The organism is Variovorax sp. GW821-FHT09B01 (assembly GCF_059418345.1).
In genome coordinates this window covers 20,209-36,249 of the sequence record NZ_JBWKPQ010000031.1, presented here as the reverse complement: position 1 = coordinate 36,249, position 16,041 = coordinate 20,209, and the positions used below count along the sequence as shown (strand labels likewise).

General features: G+C 68.2%; 17 protein-coding genes and 1 pseudogene. 1 reads left to right on the top strand and 17 read right to left on the bottom strand.

From position 1 onward, the window contains the following. Window positions 1-130 precede the first annotated feature (130 nt). Window positions 131-1,033: pseudogene (locus tag AC07RV_RS41410) on the top strand (LysR family transcriptional regulator); the annotation flags it as partial. 19 nt (window positions 1,034-1,052) lie between these two features. Here the strand turns inward: AC07RV_RS41410 and thmT are convergent. The 17 genes from thmT to AC07RV_RS41325 form a co-directional block, all read right to left on the bottom strand. Beyond that, complete coding sequence (gene thmT, locus AC07RV_RS41405; protein ID WP_057597602.1) at window positions 1,053-1,244, bottom strand: 2-hydroxymuconate tautomerase; 192 nt, start codon at window positions 1,242-1,244, stop codon at window positions 1,053-1,055. Window positions 1,245-1,263: 19 nt separating this feature from the next. Further along, window positions 1,264-2,052 (bottom strand): 2-oxo-3-hexenedioate decarboxylase, encoded by a 789-nt coding sequence (dmpH, locus tag AC07RV_RS41400; protein WP_296777673.1) that lies wholly within the window; start codon window positions 2,050-2,052, stop codon window positions 1,264-1,266. Beyond that, window positions 2,049-3,092 carry a 4-hydroxy-2-oxovalerate aldolase gene (gene dmpG, locus AC07RV_RS41395; RefSeq protein WP_296777670.1) on the bottom strand — a complete coding sequence of 348 codons (1,044 nt, stop codon included), beginning with the start codon at window positions 3,090-3,092 and terminating at the stop codon, window positions 2,049-2,051. Before dmpG ends, dmpH begins: the two co-directional genes overlap by 4 nt. A gap of 13 nt (window positions 3,093-3,105) precedes the next feature. Further along, window positions 3,106-4,029, bottom strand: coding sequence for an acetaldehyde dehydrogenase (acetylating) (locus tag AC07RV_RS41390; protein ID WP_296777667.1), 924 nt, complete (start codon window positions 4,027-4,029; stop codon window positions 3,106-3,108). A 13-nt stretch (window positions 4,030-4,042) separates the two neighbouring features. Beyond that, window positions 4,043-4,825 (bottom strand): 2-oxopent-4-enoate hydratase, encoded by a 783-nt coding sequence (gene dmpE, locus AC07RV_RS41385; RefSeq protein WP_296777662.1) that lies wholly within the window; start codon window positions 4,823-4,825, stop codon window positions 4,043-4,045. Between the two features lie 29 nt (window positions 4,826-4,854). Continuing rightward, on the bottom strand, window positions 4,855-5,679 hold the full coding sequence (locus AC07RV_RS41380; RefSeq protein WP_296777659.1) for an alpha/beta fold hydrolase: 825 nt from the start codon (window positions 5,677-5,679) through the stop codon (window positions 4,855-4,857). Window positions 5,680-5,689: 10 nt separating this feature from the next. Continuing rightward, window positions 5,690-7,144, bottom strand: coding sequence for a 2-hydroxymuconic semialdehyde dehydrogenase (locus tag AC07RV_RS41375; RefSeq protein ID WP_296777657.1), 1,455 nt, complete (start codon window positions 7,142-7,144; stop codon window positions 5,690-5,692). Between the two features lie 10 nt (window positions 7,145-7,154). Further along, window positions 7,155-8,087 carry a catechol 2,3-dioxygenase gene (locus tag AC07RV_RS41370; RefSeq protein WP_093342811.1) on the bottom strand — a complete coding sequence of 311 codons (933 nt, stop codon included), beginning with the start codon at window positions 8,085-8,087 and terminating at the stop codon, window positions 7,155-7,157. Window positions 8,088-8,114: 27 nt separating this feature from the next. Further along, complete coding sequence (locus AC07RV_RS41365; RefSeq protein WP_208513510.1) at window positions 8,115-8,468, bottom strand: 2Fe-2S iron-sulfur cluster binding domain-containing protein; 354 nt, start codon at window positions 8,466-8,468, stop codon at window positions 8,115-8,117. Window positions 8,469-8,773: 305 nt separating this feature from the next. Next, entirely contained in the window at window positions 8,774-9,832 is a 1,059-nt protein-coding gene (locus AC07RV_RS41360) for an NADH:ubiquinone reductase (Na(+)-transporting) subunit F (RefSeq protein WP_296777654.1), read from the bottom strand. Between the two features lie 28 nt (window positions 9,833-9,860). Next, window positions 9,861-10,223: a phenol hydroxylase subunit P4 gene (locus AC07RV_RS41355; RefSeq protein ID WP_296777653.1), complete on the bottom strand. Its 363-nt coding sequence runs from the start codon at window positions 10,221-10,223 to the stop codon at window positions 9,861-9,863. A 53-nt stretch (window positions 10,224-10,276) separates the two neighbouring features. Beyond that, a complete protein-coding gene (locus tag AC07RV_RS41350) occupies window positions 10,277-11,872 on the bottom strand; it encodes an aromatic/alkene/methane monooxygenase hydroxylase/oxygenase subunit alpha (RefSeq protein WP_296777650.1) in 1,596 nt (531 codons plus the stop codon). A 58-nt stretch (window positions 11,873-11,930) separates the two neighbouring features. Next, the gene (locus AC07RV_RS41345; protein ID WP_296777647.1) at window positions 11,931-12,233 is read right to left on the bottom strand and encodes an MmoB/DmpM family protein; all 303 of its coding nucleotides are present in this window, start codon (window positions 12,231-12,233) and stop codon (window positions 11,931-11,933) included. 27 nt (window positions 12,234-12,260) lie between these two features. Then, complete coding sequence (locus AC07RV_RS41340) at window positions 12,261-13,256, bottom strand: aromatic/alkene monooxygenase hydroxylase subunit beta (protein WP_296777645.1); 996 nt, start codon at window positions 13,254-13,256, stop codon at window positions 12,261-12,263. Between the two features lie 47 nt (window positions 13,257-13,303). Then, window positions 13,304-13,582 (bottom strand): phenol hydroxylase subunit, encoded by a 279-nt coding sequence (locus AC07RV_RS41335; protein WP_203205410.1) that lies wholly within the window; start codon window positions 13,580-13,582, stop codon window positions 13,304-13,306. 201 nt (window positions 13,583-13,783) lie between these two features. Next, window positions 13,784-15,451: a sigma-54-dependent Fis family transcriptional regulator gene (locus AC07RV_RS41330; protein WP_296777641.1), complete on the bottom strand. Its 1,668-nt coding sequence runs from the start codon at window positions 15,449-15,451 to the stop codon at window positions 13,784-13,786. A gap of 73 nt (window positions 15,452-15,524) precedes the next feature. Beyond that, the gene (locus tag AC07RV_RS41325) at window positions 15,525-15,974 is read right to left on the bottom strand and encodes an Lrp/AsnC family transcriptional regulator (RefSeq protein WP_256222501.1); all 450 of its coding nucleotides are present in this window, start codon (window positions 15,972-15,974) and stop codon (window positions 15,525-15,527) included. Window positions 15,975-16,041: the final 67 nt, after the last annotated feature.

The following is a 16,041-nucleotide window of genomic DNA, read 5'->3' as shown; positions in this document are numbered from 1 at the left end:
GCGTGCTTTCCTTGGCATGGCTTCGGAGCCTCGGGCCCCTGCAACGGCGATCACCGTGGCACAAATCGTAGTTGCGCCCCTTGGCGAAAGAAATTACAAAGTTCGATCAATCCTTGTCAGCAAATCGAACATGAGCGAATTCACCCTGCACGACCTCCAATGCTTCGACGCGGTGGTGCGCGCGGGCGGCTTCCAGGCCGCCGCCACGCAGTTGCATCGCTCGCATCCGGCGGTGTTCGCGGCCGTGGCCAAGCTCGAGCGCCAGCTCGGCCTGGTGCTGCTCGACCGCGGCGGCTACCGCGTGCAGCCCACCGAGGCCGGCCGTTCCTTCCATGCGCGCGCGCAGTCGCTGCTGCGCGAGCTCGAGGGCCTGCGCGGCCATGCGCGCCAGCTCGCGGTGGGCGAGGAAAGCGAACTGCGCGTGGTGATCGGCGACCTGTGCCCGCGGCCGCAGGTGCTGGCGATGCTGGCGCGCTTCTTCGCGCAGTGCCCGGGCACGCGGCTCGCGCTCTATTTCGAGGCGGTGGCCGGTCCGGCCGAGCGGCTGTTCGACGGCGAGGCCGACCTGATCCTGCACGGCATCGACAAGCGCGATCCGCGGCTCGAATGGATCGACCTGTGCAAGGTGCCCTTCGTGCCGGTGGTAGCACCGGCCCTGCTGGCCGAGCCGCTGCCGCGCGCGCCGGGGCCCGAGCGCATGCGCGCCTACACCCAGTGCGTGATGCGCGACACCGCGCGCCACACGCCGCCCCAGGACCACTTCCTGATCGAGGGCGCGCACCAGTGCACCGTGGCCGACCAGCTCATGAAGAAGGAAGTGATCCTGCTGGGCCTGGGCTGGGGCCACATGCCGCGCTTCCTGATCGAGAAGGAACTGCGCGACGGCCGGCTGCGCTCGATCGCGGGCCGCCACCTGCCCGGCAGCGTCGAGGAACTGGTGGCGGCGCGCCGGCGCGACCGCTCGCCGGGGCCGGTCGCGAGCCGGCTCTGGGCCCACATCGAGGCCGAGGCGCCGACGCTGCGCCGTGCGCTGGCCGGCACTGGCGAGGCGGCTAGCGCCCCAGGTCCTTCGCCGACACCCCGGCGATCCCCCAGTTCTCCTTCGGCACGTCGTGCAGCCACACGCGCACGTTCTCCTTCGGCGCGTTGACGGCCTCGACGATGGCGGCCGTGACCTTCTCGATCAGCGCGCGCTTCTGGTCCTCGGTGCGACCTTCGATCAGGTAGATCTGTGCAAACGGCATGGTCTGGCTCCTTCCGTGTTCAGACGAAGCGCAGCCCGACGCTGCCCATGCCCTGCACCTTGAGCGTGACCGAGTCGCCCGCCTGCACGGCCACCGCCTCGGTGATGCCGCCCGACAGGATCAGCGTGCCGGCAGGAATCTCCTCGCCGCGCGCGCCCAGGTGGTTGGCCAGCATCGCGATGGCCGCGGCCGGATGGCCGAGCACCGCCGCGCCGGCGCCGAAGGCCACGGGCTGGCCGTTCTTCTCGAGCACGATGCCCACGGTGCGCAGGTCGACTTCGCTCGCGGGCACGGCCCGGCCGCCGACCACGAAGCGCGAGGCCGAGGTGTTGTCGGCCACCACGCTCTTGAGGTCGAACTTGAAGTCGCGGTATCGGCTGTCGATCACCTCGATGCCCGGCAGCACGAAGTCGGTGGCCGCGAGCACCGCGCCGATGTGGCAGCCCGGGCCCCTGAGCGCGCGCTTCGTCACGAAGGCGATCTCGGGCTCGACCTTCGGATGGATCAGCTCGCTCACCCGGCACTCGCCGCCCTCGGGCACGGCGTAGTTCTCGGCCATGAAGCCGAAGACCGGCGTGGTCACGCCCATCTGCTTCATCTTGGCGTGCGAGGTCAGGCCGGCCTTGAGGCCGACGATGCGCAGGCCGCGCGACGTCTTGCGGCGGCGGATCTCGTCCTGGATCGCATAGGCGTCGTCCCAGTCCATCTGCGGGTATTCGTCGGTGATCTTGGGCGTGTCGCGCGCCTCGAGCTCGCAGGTCTCGAGGTGCTCGGCGAGCGCGGCGATGGTCTTCGCATCGAGCTTCATGCCGCCACCTCCTGACGCGAGCGCGCCAGCGTGATCGCCGTGTCCTCGATCATGTCCTCCTGCCCGCCGACCATGCCGCGCCGGCCCAGCTCGACCAGGATCTCGCGCGCCGGCACGCCGTACTTCTTCTCGGCGCGCTTGGCGAACAGCAGGAAGCTCGAGTACACGCCCGCGTAGCCCAGCGTCAGCGAGTCGCGGTCGACGCGGATCAGGTGGTCCATGATCGGCACCACGCGGTCCTCGGCCACGTCCTGGATGCCGAACACGTCGACGCCGGTCTCGATGCCCATGCGGTCGCAGACCGCGACGAACACCTCCATCGGCGTGTTGCCCGCGCCCGCGCCCAGCCCCGCGGCGGCGGCGTCGATGCGGTTCGCGCCCGCCTCCACCGCGGCGATCGAGTTGGCGATGCCCATCGCGAGGTTGTGGTGACCATGGAAGCCCAGCTCGGTGTCGGGCTTCAATGCCGCGCGCACCGCGCCCAGCCGCGCCTTCACGTCCTCGGGCAGCATGTGGCCGGCCGAGTCGGTCACGTAGATGCAGTTGGCGCCATAGCCTTCCATCAGCAGCGCCTGGCGCACCAGCAGTTCGGGCGAGGCCATGTGGGCCATCATCAGGAAGCCGACCGTGTCGAGGCCGAGCTTGCGCGCCATCGCGATGTGCTGCTCCGACACGTCGGCCTCGGTGCAGTGCGTGGCCACGCGCACCGTGTGCACGCCCAGGCCGTGCGCCATGCGCAGGTGGTCGACGGTGCCGATGCCCGGGATCAGCAGCGCCGAGACCTTGGCGCGCTTCATCAGCGGGACCACCGTGCCGAGGTACTCCTCGTCGGAGTGGGCCGGAAAGCCGTAGTTGACCGAGCTGCCGCCCAGGCCGTCGCCATGCGTGACCTCGATCAGCGGCACGCCCGCCTCGTCGAGGCCGGTGGCGATGTGCTTCATCTGTTCGAGCGTCATCAGGTGGCGCTTGGGATGCATGCCGTCGCGCAGCGTCATGTCGTGCACGGTGACGCGGCGGCCCTTCAGGGTGGTGGTGTTCATGGGGTGGGTGCTCCTATGCCGCGACGGCTTCGGGTTGCGGGGCGCCGGCGAGCATCGCCTCGGCGAACATCTCCGCCGTGCGCGCCGCGGCGGCGGTCATGATGTCGAGGTTGCCGGCGTACCTGGGCAGGTAGTCGCCCAGGCCCTCGACCTCGAGGTAGATCGACACGCGCTTGCCGTCGAACACCGGCCCATTGACCAGCTTGTAGCCCGGCACGTAGCGCCGCACCTCGGCGATCATGGCGTGCACCGAGGCCGTGATGCGCGCCTCGTCGGGCGTGTCCTCGGTCAGGCAGTGCACCGTGTCGCGCATGATCAGCGGCGGCTCGGCGGGGTTGACGATGATGATCGCCTTGCCCTTTGCGGCGCCGCCCACGCGCTCGACCGCGCCGGCCGTGGTGCGGGTGAACTCGTCGATGTTCTTGCGCGTGCCCGGGCCGACCGAGCGGCTGGCCACCGTGGCCACGATCTCGCCATAGGCCACGGGCTGCACGCGCGACACCGCCGCCACCATCGGGATGGTGGCCTGGCCGCCGCAGGTGACCATGTTGACGTTGGCGGGCCGTTCGCCGGCATCGGCCATCAGCGCCTGCAGATTGACCGGTGGCACGCAGAACGGGCCGATGGCCGCGGGCGTGAGGTCGATCATCAGCACGCCGAGCGCATGGAGCTTCGCGCTGTTCTCGGCATGCACGTAGGCGCTGGTGGCATCGAAGGCGATCCGCACGCCGTCGGCCTCCACGTGCGGCAGCAGGCCGTCCACCCCCTCGGCGGTGGTCTTCAGGCCCATCTCGCTGGCGCGCTTCAGGCCGTCGGACTCGGGGTCGATGCCCACCATCCACACCGGCTCGAGCACCGGGCTGCGCTGCAGCTTCGCGAGCAGGTCGGTGCCGATGTTGCCCGGGCCGATCAGCGCGCACTTGATCTTGTTCGTCATGGGTTTTTCTCCGTCAATGGAAGCGCACCGAGCAGCCGCCGAGGCCGCCGATCGAGACGCGGAAGTTGTCGCCGGCCTGGGCCGGGAACATGGCGGCGAGCGCGCCCGAGAGGATCACCTCACCGGCCTTGAGGCCGATGCCGAGCGCGCCGAGGGTGTTGGCCAGCCACGCGACCGCGTTGACCGGCGAGCCGAGCGCGGCGGCGCCCGCGCCGGTGGCGATGATCTCGCCGTTCTTCTCGAGCACCATGCCGCAGGTCGAGAGGTCGACGCGGCGCGGATCGACCGCGCTGTCGCCGAGCACGAACACGCCGCACGAGGCGTTGTCGGCCACGGTGTCGGCGATCTTGATCTTCCAGTCGCGGATGCGCGAGTCGACGATCTCGAAGCAGGGCATCACGCATTCGGTGGCGGCCAGCACGTCGGCATTGCCGATGCCCGGGCCCATCAGGTCGCGCTTGAGGATGAAGGCGATCTCGCCCTCGGCCTTGGGCTGGATCAGCGTGGTGCTGTCGATCGATTCGCCCTCGCCGACGATCATGCCGTCGAGCAGGTAGCCGAAGTCGGGCTGGAACACGCCGAGCATGTTCATCACGGCGCGCGAGGTCACGCCGATCTTCTTGCCGACGATGCGCTCGCCGGCATCGAGGCGGCGCGCGATCATGCGCTGCTGCACGCCGTAGGCATCGGCCACGGTGATGCCCTCGTGCCGGCTGGTGAGCGGATCGACGACGCCGCGCGCGCGCAGCGCCTCGTAGAGCTCGTCGCCGAGCTGCTGGATCAGTGTGGGGTCCATGGTCTCTCTTTGCGTTGGGATGGAAGAAATCAGTCGGCCTCGGCCAGGAAGTCGCCGACCAGCCGGGCGAAGCGCGCGGCATGCTCGATCTGGGTCCAGTGGCCGCAGCGGCCGAACACGTGCAGCTGGCTGTCGGCGATCCACTCGGACAAGGTCAGCGAGGTGGCGAGCGGGATCACGCGGTCCTCGCGGCCGTGGATCAGCAACGTCGGATGCGGCAGCGCGCGGATGTCGGCCTCGGGACTGGCCAGCGCATCGACCCAGCGCTGGCGCGGTGCCGGGAACATGGCGCCGAAGGACTCCTGGAAGCCAGGCCGGATGCTGGCCTCGTAGCGCAGCTGCGCGAGCTCGTCGCTGACCAGCGTGCGGTCGAAGGCGAACACGTCCATGATGCGGCGCATGTTCTCGAACGAGGGCGTGTAGCCCCAGACGGCGTCGAGGCCCGGCGTGATCGCGAAGGGCACGCCCACGCTGCCCATCAGGACCAGCCGGCGCACACGATGCGGCGCGCGGATGGCCAGCGCCAGCGCGAGCGCGCCGCCGAAGGAGTTGCCGATCAGGTCGGTGCGTTCGATGTCGAGCGCATCGAGCAGGTCGAGCGCCTGGCGCACCCAGCCGTCCATGTCGTAGGCCGCGCCCGACACGCGCTCGGTGAAGCCAAAGCCGGCCATGTCGGGCGCGATCGCGCGCCGGCTCGCCGCCAGCACCGGCAGCACGAGCCGCCAGTTGGCCCAGGCGCTGACGCCCGGGCCCGAGCCGTGGATTAGCAGCACGGGCGCGCCCTGCCCCAGGTCGTGCACGTTGGTGGCGAAGCCGCCGGTGCGCACGCTGTGGGCGATCTCGGGATGGGTCACTGCCGTGTCCTCAGAGCTTGATGCAGACGTTGCGGAGCTCGGTATAGAACTCCAGCGAATGCACGCCGCCCTCGCGGCCGATGCCCGAGGCCTTGGCGCCGCCGAAGGCGGTGCGCAGGTCGCGCAGGAACCAGCTGTTGACCCAGCAGATGCCGACCTCGACGCGCTTGGCGACGCGGTGCGCGCGGCCGAGGTTCTCGGTCCACACGGTGGTGGCGAGGCCGTAGTCGGTGGCGTTGGCGAGCGCGATCGCTTCCTCCTCGGTGTCGAAGGGTGCGATGTGGCAGCAGGGGCCGAAGATCTCCTCGCGGATCACGGCGGCCGTCTCGGGCAAGCCGGTCCAGATGGTGGGCTGCACCCAGTTGCCCTCGGCCAGCGCGCCCTTCATGGCGGGCACGCCGCCGCCCGTGACGACGGTGGAGCCCTCCTTCACGGCCTTCTCGTAGTACGACAGCACCTTGCGCTGATGCTCGCGCGAGATCAGCGGGCCGAGGCCGACGCCGGGTTCTTCCGAAGGACCCGGCTTCAACGCCTCGGCCTTGATCTTGAGCGCCGCGACGAACTTCTCGAAGATCGGCCGCTGCACATAGACCCGCTCGGTGCCCAGGCAGACCTGGCCGCAGTTCTCGAAGGCCGAGCGCGTGATGCCGGCCACGGCCTTGTCGAAGTCGGCATCGGCGAACACGATGCCGGCGTTCTTGCCGCCGAGCTCGAAGGACACGGGCCGCACGCCCTTGGCGGCCGCGGCCATGATGGCCTCGCCGGTGCGGGTCTCGCCGGTGAAGGTGATGCCGTTCACGCCCGGATGCCGGGTCAGGAACTCGCCGGCCGAGTCGGGCCCGAAACCGTGCACGACGTTGTAGACGCCCGGCGGAATGCCGACGGCGTTCATCACTTCGCCGAGCAGGGTGGCGGTGGCGGGCGTTTCCTCCGAGGGCTTGACGACGACGGTGTTGCCGCAGGCGAGCGCGGGGCCGACCTTCCAGGTCATCAGCAGCAGCGGCAGGTTCCAGGGGCAGACGACGCCGATGACGCCCAGTGGCGAGCGCACGGCATAGTTGAGCGCCTGGCCGCCGTCGGGCGTGGCCATCTCGAAGCTCTCGGTGGGCACGTTCTTCACGATGTCGGCGAACACCTTGAAGTTGGCCGCGCCGCGCGGGATGTCGACATGCGAGGCCAGCGCATGCGGCTTGCCGGTGTCGGCCATCTCGGCGGCGAGGAAGTCGTCGAAGCGCCGATTGATCTCGTCGGCCACCGCATGCAGCAGCTCGACGCGGCGCGCGACGCTCATGCGGCCCCACTCGCCGTCGAGCGCGGCGCGGGCCGCGCGCACGGCGGCATCGACCTCGGCCGCGCCGGCTTCGTGCACCAGGCCGATCAGGCGGTTGTCGACCGGTGCCCGGTTCTCGAAGGTCTTCGCGCCGGCGACGAACTCGCCGCCGATGAAGTTCATGAACTGCTTCATCGAGCGCTCCTCAGGTCAGCACGCTCAGGAAGTTCTCGTTGAGCTTGCGGTCGTGATAGAAGATCGCGCGCCCGAGCTCGTCGTCGGTCCACACCAGCGGCGGCTTGTCGGGGTAGTAGATGTAGCCGCCCGAGAACACCTCGTTGCGGTTGCCGCTCGGGTCGAAGAAGTAGATGGTCTCGCCGCGCGTGATGCCGTGGCGCGTGGGACCGATGTCGAGCGACACGCGCTTCTTCGAGATGATGTCGGCCGCCTTCAGCACCTCGCCCCAGTTGTCGAGCAGGAAGGACGCGTGGTGGAACTTGTTCTTCTCGGCATGGCGGATGAAGGCGATGTCGTGCGGCTTGGTCGAGCAGGTCAGGAAGGCCGCGATGTACATGCGCTCGGGACCGGCCACCACGCTCTCGGCGAGCTGGAAGCCCAGCACGTCGATGAACAGCTTCATGGTGCCGTCGAGGTCGTCGCCGTACAGCAGGCAATGGTCGAAGCGCGAGGGCGCCATGCCCTTGAGATCGTCGGGATAGACCTCGGGGTTCTCGTAGGACATGCCGTTGCCGACCTTCTCCTTCTCGGCGAACAGTTCGATCGAATGGCCGGTGGGCACGGTGAAGCGGAAGCGCCGGCCGGTGCGCAGATGCTCGCCGGCCTCGATCCACTGCGGCTCGGTCGCGAGGCCGCTGGCCTTGACGTCGGCCGCGAGCTTCTCGAGCGTGGCGGGCGAATCGACGCGAAAGCCCATGAAGTCCATGCCGGCCTCGTCGGCCTCGCGCAGCACCACGCTGTGGTGATCGTGCTCGTCCCAGGCCTTGAGGTAGATGCGGCCCTGCGGGTCGCGCGCGGTTTCGATCAGGCCCAGCACGTCGCGGTAGTGCTTGAGCGCGGCCTCGATGTCGAGCACGCGCAGTTGCACGTGTCCGGGACGGATGACGCCGGTGATTGCCATGAGAGTCTCCTTGGTGGTTGAAAAGGTTCAGGTGGGGGAACTGGAATTTCTGGAAGCCGTTGCTGCATGCCGTTCGATGCAGCGGGCCAACTTGTCGACGGCGCGCAGGGCAAGATCGCTTTGCGGATAGGCCCTGCAGGCGAGCACATAGCCCTGGGCTTCTTCCGCGGCGCTGACGTGGCAGCGGCTCATGCGGTCGTGGCGCACGTGGCCCGATTCGATGCGGACCTTGCAGACGCCGCAGCCGCCGCCTCGGCAGCCGACGGGGATGCCTTTGCGGCCCAGTTGCTCCATGCCGCCGAGCAGGGTCTGGTCGGGTTTGCAGGGGTAGCGTTCGCCGGTGTTGTCTATGGCTACGGAGAAGCTCGCTGGATTTGCCATGTTTCGTCCTTGTTCTTTTGAGGTAGGCCGGGGCGCGTGCACAGGACAGCGGGTACTTCCCTCCGCGAATGTCCCCCGCCCTTCGGGCTCCTCCTTGATTTCGCTGCGGGAAGCACCCACTGCCCTGTGCACGTGGGCGCTGCGGTGGTGCGGGCGGTTCAACAGCCGTTGCGTCCAGGCGCACGTCGATGGGGTACTCCCCGCAGCGAAATAAAGGAGGAGCCGAAGGCGGGGGACATTCGCGGAGGGGAGTACCCCGTCGGCGTGCGCCCGCCCCGATGCATCCAAAAAAAGACGAGCCATCGCTAGAGCGCCTTGAACAAGGGACTGCGAGGCGCAGCAGAAGCCGCATCCGCCGCCGTAAAGAACTTCTCGGTATAGATATCGCGCTCGAACAGCCGCCCCTGCATCAGCGTTGCGATACAGGCCTCGGTCATCGGTGGCGGACCGCACAGGTAGGCCTTGTGCCCCCGGAAGTCGTTCGCGAAATGCGCCTTCAACGCTTCGTGCGCATAGCCCCGCGCACCGGCCCAGTCCGAGCCTTCGGGCAGGTCCGACAGCACCGGCAGATAGGTGAAGTTCGGATGCGCATCGGCCAGCTGCTCGAACAGCTCGCGGTAGTACAGCTCCTCGGGATTGCGCGCCCCCTGGATCAGCGTGATCGGCAAGGTGCAGCCCTCGGCCAGCAGGTCGAGCACCATCGACTTCGGGCTCGACAGCCCCGAGCCGCCGGCCACGAAGATCATCGGCAGCCGCGCCGACTTGCGCACGAAGAAGCGGCCGTTGGGAGCCGTGAAGCGCAGCCGCTGGCCCGGCTGCAGCTCGTCGTGCAGCCAGCCCGTGGCGCGGCCGCCGGGCACGCGGCGGATGTGCAGCTCGATCAGGTCCTCGCCCGGCGCATTCGCGATCGAGAAGGCGCGCTCCCCTTCCACCCCCGGCACCTGCAGCATCACGTACTGCCCGGCCTGGAACGAGGCCGCGCGTTCCGTGCGCAGCCACAGGCCGCGGATCGTTGGCGTCAGCATGCGCGCCTCCACCACCTCGGCATCGAAGTCCTCGAGCGGCAGGAAGCGCGCGTCGGGGTCCTCGTCGATCTCGGCCTCGATCACCAGGTCGGCCTGCGCCATCGCGCAGCACGCCAGGATCTTGCCCTCGTCGCGCTCGAAATCCATCAGCGCGAAGTTCGAGGCCTCGCCGTGGTCGCATTCGCCCTCGAGCACCTGCACCTTGCAGGTGCCGCACACCCCGTGGCCGCAGGCGTGCGGCAACCACACGCCCGCGCGCAGGCAGGCATCGAGCACCGTCTGGCCGTCGCGCGCCGCCACGCCCTGGCCCAGCGGCTCGATCATGATCTGGAAGCTCATGGCATCGCTCCTTGCTCGGTGGGCAGCCTCAGCTGCACGAACCCTCGATGCCGCGCAGGCCCGGCGTGCGGAAGCGGATCGCCGACTTGTGGACCAGGCCGTTGTCGGCCAGCGACTTCGCGGCATCGGGCACGAAGGGCTTGCCCGAGTCGAACCACTCGGCCGTGGTCCAGTCGATCTTTTCGAAATCGGGATGGCTGCCGTAGACGCCGGGCAGCACCTCCGACAGCAGCGCGCCGAAGGGCATGGCCGCGGGCAGCGGCAGGCACACGGGCGAACAGAACAGCAGGTGGTCTTCCCAGCCGATGTAGAGCAGGCGGTTGCCGTGGAAGCGCTCCTCGGCATCGGCGACGGTGCCGGTGTAGCCCGGGGCGAGTGCAATGACGGACATGTTTTTTCTCCTTGATGAGTGACGGCTTCGGCAGCGCGGCTTCGCCCTGCCGTTCAGGCGACGATCGCCTCTTGCTCGGGCGGGGCGCGGCGCTCGCCCGAGGTGTCCTGTCCCGTCCACCGATCCCAGTTCACCTGGTCCGGGGAGCCGTTGAACTCGCCGTTGTCCGCGCCCACGTTGATGTGGTAGTAGTCGAGCACCGCCGCGAGCGGGTTGAAGCCCTCGACCGTCGGGTCGGTGCCCTCGGGGAAGCAGTTGCCCTGGTAGATCTGGTGCACCGGCAGCCAGGCCTGCACGTACTTCTCGGGCTCGCCGTCGAACACGTCCTTGCAGCCGTCGGAGCAGAAGTGGTACTTCATGCCGTGGTAGCTGCTCTCGCGATAGCAGATCTTGGTCGGGTCGTCGGGCTCGGTGAAGGCCATCGGGATCTGGCAGGTCTGGCACAGCATCGGCAGCGTGTTGTTGAACCAGCGCTTGCCCTGCTGCTCCTGCGCGGCCAGCCATTCGAAGCGCGGGCGGTACAGCGCGTCGAAGGTGTCGGGGTACTTGGCCGACAGCCACTCCATCTCGTCGGGGCGCGGTGCCCACACGTTGATGTTGGCCGCGTGGCCGTAGTTGTTGAAGATGGCCCAGGCCTCGTGCGAGAGGCGGCCCTTCTCCTTGCTCGCCACCTCGTGGTACTTGGGCATGCGGATGCCGTACCGCGAGAGGTCCTGGAACAGCGCGCCGCCGTTCTTCTCGAAGTACATCTCCCAGGCCTCGGACCAGCTCATCACCCGCTTGGGCAGCATGTAGTCCATCATCATCGACACCAGCGTCAGCAGCCGGTAGCCGCGCCAGAACCACTTGTCGACCCACTTCTGCACGATCGGCACGTTGCCCGGGTCCTGCTCGAGGATGAACTTCACCACCTCCAGGCCCAGCGTCATGTGGCGCGACTCGTCGCTCTGGGCCGAGAAGCCGAAGGTCACGGTGGCCATGTCGCCGTTGTAGGCGGCGCCGCTCATGAAGGGCATGAACAGCAGGTTGGTCAGCACGTACTCGAACGAGAACGAGATCGCGGTCACGAACTCGAAGGGCCCCGCGCTCATCGCGTCCTCGAAGTAGCTCTTGGGCACCGACAGGTACCACACGCGGTCGTGCATGTGCTGCGGATCGTGCAGGCCGTTGAAGTACTTGTTGAAGTGGCTGATGGTGTGGAACTGCGTCTGCGCATGGCGCAGCTCGTCGATCGACTGCATCTGGCAGGCCACGCGCGCGCCCACGCCGCGAAACGACCGCCCGGCCATCGCATAGCCGCGGTGCGCCGCGTACTCGAGCGGCGACACGCCCGTGAGGAACAGCTTCAGCGTGTTCAGGTAGCGCGGGTCGCTGATATTGAACTGGCCGTTGTTCTGCTGGAACGCGTCGATGATCGCGTAGAGCTTCTTCTCCTTCTCGCCCTGGAACTTCCAGTAGGCGTCCATCGTGAGGCGGAACGGGTCCTCCCATTTGTCCCAGTCGTGGATCTTGATGCCCTCGAACTGGTCGAAGGGGAACACGTCGTCCATCGACTGGTAGCTGGTCTCCCAGCCGAGGCCGCGGGTCATCATGGCGTAGCGTTCCTTGAGGCCGAGGCGCTTGCCGGTGCTGCTGTTGGGGGTCGTCATGGCGTTGTCGTCCTGTGCGTTGTCGTTGTGGGTGCGGTGGTCGTCGGGGTGCGCGCGCTCAGGCGCCCCAGTGCAGCGTGAACTCGTCGTCGGTCTCCTCGATGCTTCCCGACAGCGAGATCAGGCTCAGGTGCAGTTCCTGCAGGTCCCAGCGGCGGCCGAGCAGCGACTCGACCGTGGCGCGACGCAGCGTGAGCCGGCCGGGCGCGTCGATCTTGACCATGGCGGGGTACTCGCTGACGATGGCCTCGGGGTTGTCGGCCACGATGGCCTCGACGATGGCGCGGGCGCTCTCGCTGATCTGCAGTGCGATGAAGACCGGCGTGCGGGACAGTGCCGCGGTGGCGGTGGCGGTGGTCATGGGGATGGGTTTCCTTGCGGTGGTGATTCAGGCGGTGCGCACCGAGCGCGCGAAGCGGGCGTCGAGCGCCGTGGCGAGTTCCTGCAGCGCGGGCACGCCCTGGGCGCCGAGCGCCAGCGCGGCCAGCGGCGCGAGCGCCTCGGCGATCTGCGCGCGCCAGTCGGCGTACCAGGCCGCGAGCTTCTGGGCATTGGCCGGCGACTCGTCGGCCGCGGTCTTCAACGTGGCATCGACCCAGCGCGCGTTCTCTTCGAACCACTCGTTCATGAACTCGGTCAGCATCGCCAGCGCATGGCCGGCGGCCGCGCCCTGCGCGTTCACGTAGTGGCGATAGACCAGCGGATACAGCAGGCCGTCGAACACCAGGTTCTGCGCCACGAACAACTCGAACCAGTCCTTGGTGACGAACAGGTTCTCCATCGTGCGGCGCACGCCCTGCCAGGCCGGGTGCGACATCCAGGCCTCCTTGCCCGCGTCGAGCGCCTGGCCCGAGTTGCCGTCGAGCTGCAGCCCGATGCGCGAGAGGTACTGCGCGATGCCGAGCCGGTCCATGGCCGCGAAGACGAAGGGCTGCGTGATCGCGGTGCCGTAGCCGTAGCCGCAGCAGTAGCTGTGGTTCATGTTCGCGCCCCACTCGTAGTGGCGCAGCGGCACCAGCACCTGCTGCAGCGACTCGCGCACGCCGGCATCGGCCTGCGCCAGCAGCTGGCGCTTGTCGGCGAACTCGAACTGCCGGTCGGCGCCCTCCTGCTGGCGCGCGCGCGTCATCGTGTAGACGCCGTAATAGAAATGGCGCGGATCCTTGAACGCATACCAGTCGGCCATGACGATCGCGGTGCGGCGCTTGTCGTAGAGCTCGTGCTGCGGATCCCACAGCGGCCGGTAGTGGAAGTTGGCCGTGGGCTGCATGTCCAGCGTGGCTTCCTGGTAGCGCGAGGCCGGCTTGTCGCCGAGCCGCCGCGCCACGTGCGAGAAGGTCTGGCGGATCGGCCGGATGTCCGAGGTCTTGATGTCGACTTGCACGGTGGGGTCTCCTTGGGTTGTCTTCGGGAAAACGGTGGGTGGGCGTGTCAGTGCTCGATGCCGGGCGCGCCGAAGCGCCACTTCATGCGCTCGAAGTCCAGGCGCGCGCCCTCCTCGGTCGTCAGGTGGCGCACCTCGTGGCGGGTGCAGAACTCGCGGAACTGGTCGAACAGCAGCACCAGCTCGACCGCGAGCTCGGGGTCGCCGATGGCGAACTCGAACTCGACGAAGCGGGCATCGCGGGTACCAGTCACGCGCACGAAACAGGGCTGACCGGTCATCCGGGCCGCGCTGTCGCTGGGGTGGCTCGCAGGCATCGAAGGCATCACTTGTTCAATCCATCACTTGGTGGACGACAACGGCGCCGCCCGTGCCTACAGGGGCAACGGGCGTGCCAGCGCGGCTAAGTGATTGATTTGCAAAGGCCCGCGATGCCGGCGTGCCGCGAGCACCGGGTAGTCCCGGATGCTCGTTTGATCATTTGCTGCGGTGCAGCTTGATCAAATGGTGAAAAAGCCGCGAACGGCTCAGGAGGCCGGCAGGCCTTCCTTCTTGAGGCGGTAGGCGAGCTGCGGCCGCGTGATGCCGAGCAGGCGCGCGGCCTGCGAGAGATTGCCCTTGGCGCGCTGCATCGCGGTCTGCATCAGGCGCCGCTCGAGCGAGGCGATATCGATGTTCTGCTCGAGCACGCGCTGGCACAGCGCGTCGAGCTCGCTGCCCTCGCCCGCGGCCTCGGCCACCGCGCCGACCTGGCCCTTCGCATCGAGCCCGCTGCCGTCGGGCGTGCCGGGCGGCGACATCCACAAGTGGCTGGCCTCGATGTCGCCGTGGTCGCTCGCCAGCAGCACGGCGCGCTCGATCACGTTCTCGAGCTCGCGGATGTTGCCGGGCCAGGCGTGCTTCTGAACGTCGCGCGCGGCCTTGTCGGTCAGGCCGCGCAGCTTCTTGCCATAGAGCGCGCTGTACTTCTCGACGAAGCGCGTCACCAGCGCCGGAATGTCGGCCGTGCGCTCGCGCAGCGGCGGGATCGAGATCGGGAAGGTGTTGAGCCGGTAGAACAGGTCGGTGCGGAAGCGCCCGGCCTGCATCGCCTGCTGCAGGTTGACGTTGGTGGCGGCGACGATGCGCACGTCGACCTTGATCGGCTGCTCGGCGCCCAGGCGCTCGACCTCGCCGGTCTGCAGCACGCGCAGCAGCTTGACCTGCGCGGCCAGCGGCAGGTCGCCGACCTCGTCGAGGAACAGCGTGCCGCCGTGCGCGCGCTCGAAGCGGCCGGCTCGCGCATGGTGCGCGCCGGTGTAGGCGCCCTTCTCCACGCCGAACAGCTCGGCCTCCATCAGCTCGGCCGGGATCGCGGCGCAGTTCACCGCGATGAAGGGCTGGCGCGCGCGCGGCCCGTTGTCGTGCAGCCAGCGCGCGAACACCTCCTTGCCCACGCCGGTCTCGCCGAGCAGCAGCACCGTGATCGCGCTGTCGACCGCGCTGCGCATCAGCTCGAAGGCGGCGCGGAAGCCCGGCGACACGCCCACCAGCTTCTGGTCGTACTCGCGCCGCGGCTGCAGCCGGCGGATGTGCTGCAGCCCGAGGTTGAACTCGATCAGGTTCTCGGCCACGTGGTGCTGGCGGAAGTAGTCGAGGTAGTGGTCGTCGTGCCAGTCCTCGGCCGGCTGGCCGACGATGCGGCAGCGGCTGTCGCCCATGCTCGTGCACTCGACCTCCTTGAACACCACCATGCGCCCCATGAAGGCCGTGGTGTAGCCCGAGGCATAGCCGATCTGCGACCAGCACTGCGGGTCCTCGCCATAGCCGAAGTCGGCCACGTGGGCCTCGCACTCCCACGAGTTCTCCCAGAGGAATTCGCCGTAGAACTGCCTGGTCGCGATGTCGAACTCGAGCTGCGTCTTCTGCACCGAGACGATGCCCTCGATGGAATGCAGGCGCGGGCCGAGCATGAAGGCGTCTTCGGCGCGCATGCCGGCGCGGCGTTCGCGCACCGCCACCTCGCCGTCGCGCAGGCCCGATGCGAAGCCCATGCGCACCAGCAGGCCGCGCGCGCGCTCGATGCCGAGCGAGTCGAGCAGTTCCTTGCGCAGCTCGGCGAAGGCGCGCGCATGCAGGAGCAGCATGCGCTGCTCGTCCAGCCAGATATGGCCCGAGCCGGCGCTGAAGCGCAGGAGCGAGAGAAGTTCTCCCACGGGGTGTCTCCTAGTTTTTGGGGGCGTTCGGTGCGCATTGTGCGGCACGCACCGCGGAAAACGCCACGCCCTTTCAGTCCGCCCCGTCGAGCGGCAGCAGCCTGTTCGACACCAGCGTCGACTTGACGATCGAAGTGCTGGTGGTCGCGAAACTGGCGATCTTGCGCAGGCAATGGTCGAGTTCCTCGATGCCGCGCAGGTGCATGCGGCAGACGAAGGCATCGTCGCCGGTCACCTTGTCGCACTGGACGATCTCGTCGATCTCGGTGATGAGCTTTTCGACCCGGGCCAGTTCTCCGGGCAGCGGACGAACGCGGACGATCGCCGCGATGGGGAAGCCCAGGGCCTTGGGCGAGACCTGGATCGAGCACTTCTCGATGATTCCCTGCTCGATCAGGCGCCGCAGCCGCTCGGCACAGCTGGGCTGCGACAGGTGGACTTTCTCGCTGAGCGCCTTGACCGTGATCCGGCTGTCCTGGTGCAGGATCTTGAGGATTCTTCTGTCGATTTTGTCCATCGTCATTAAATAAGGAGAAGCTGGAAGAGAAGGTTATTTAAATGAGGCGATTCATTCCACATCGAAGATAAAT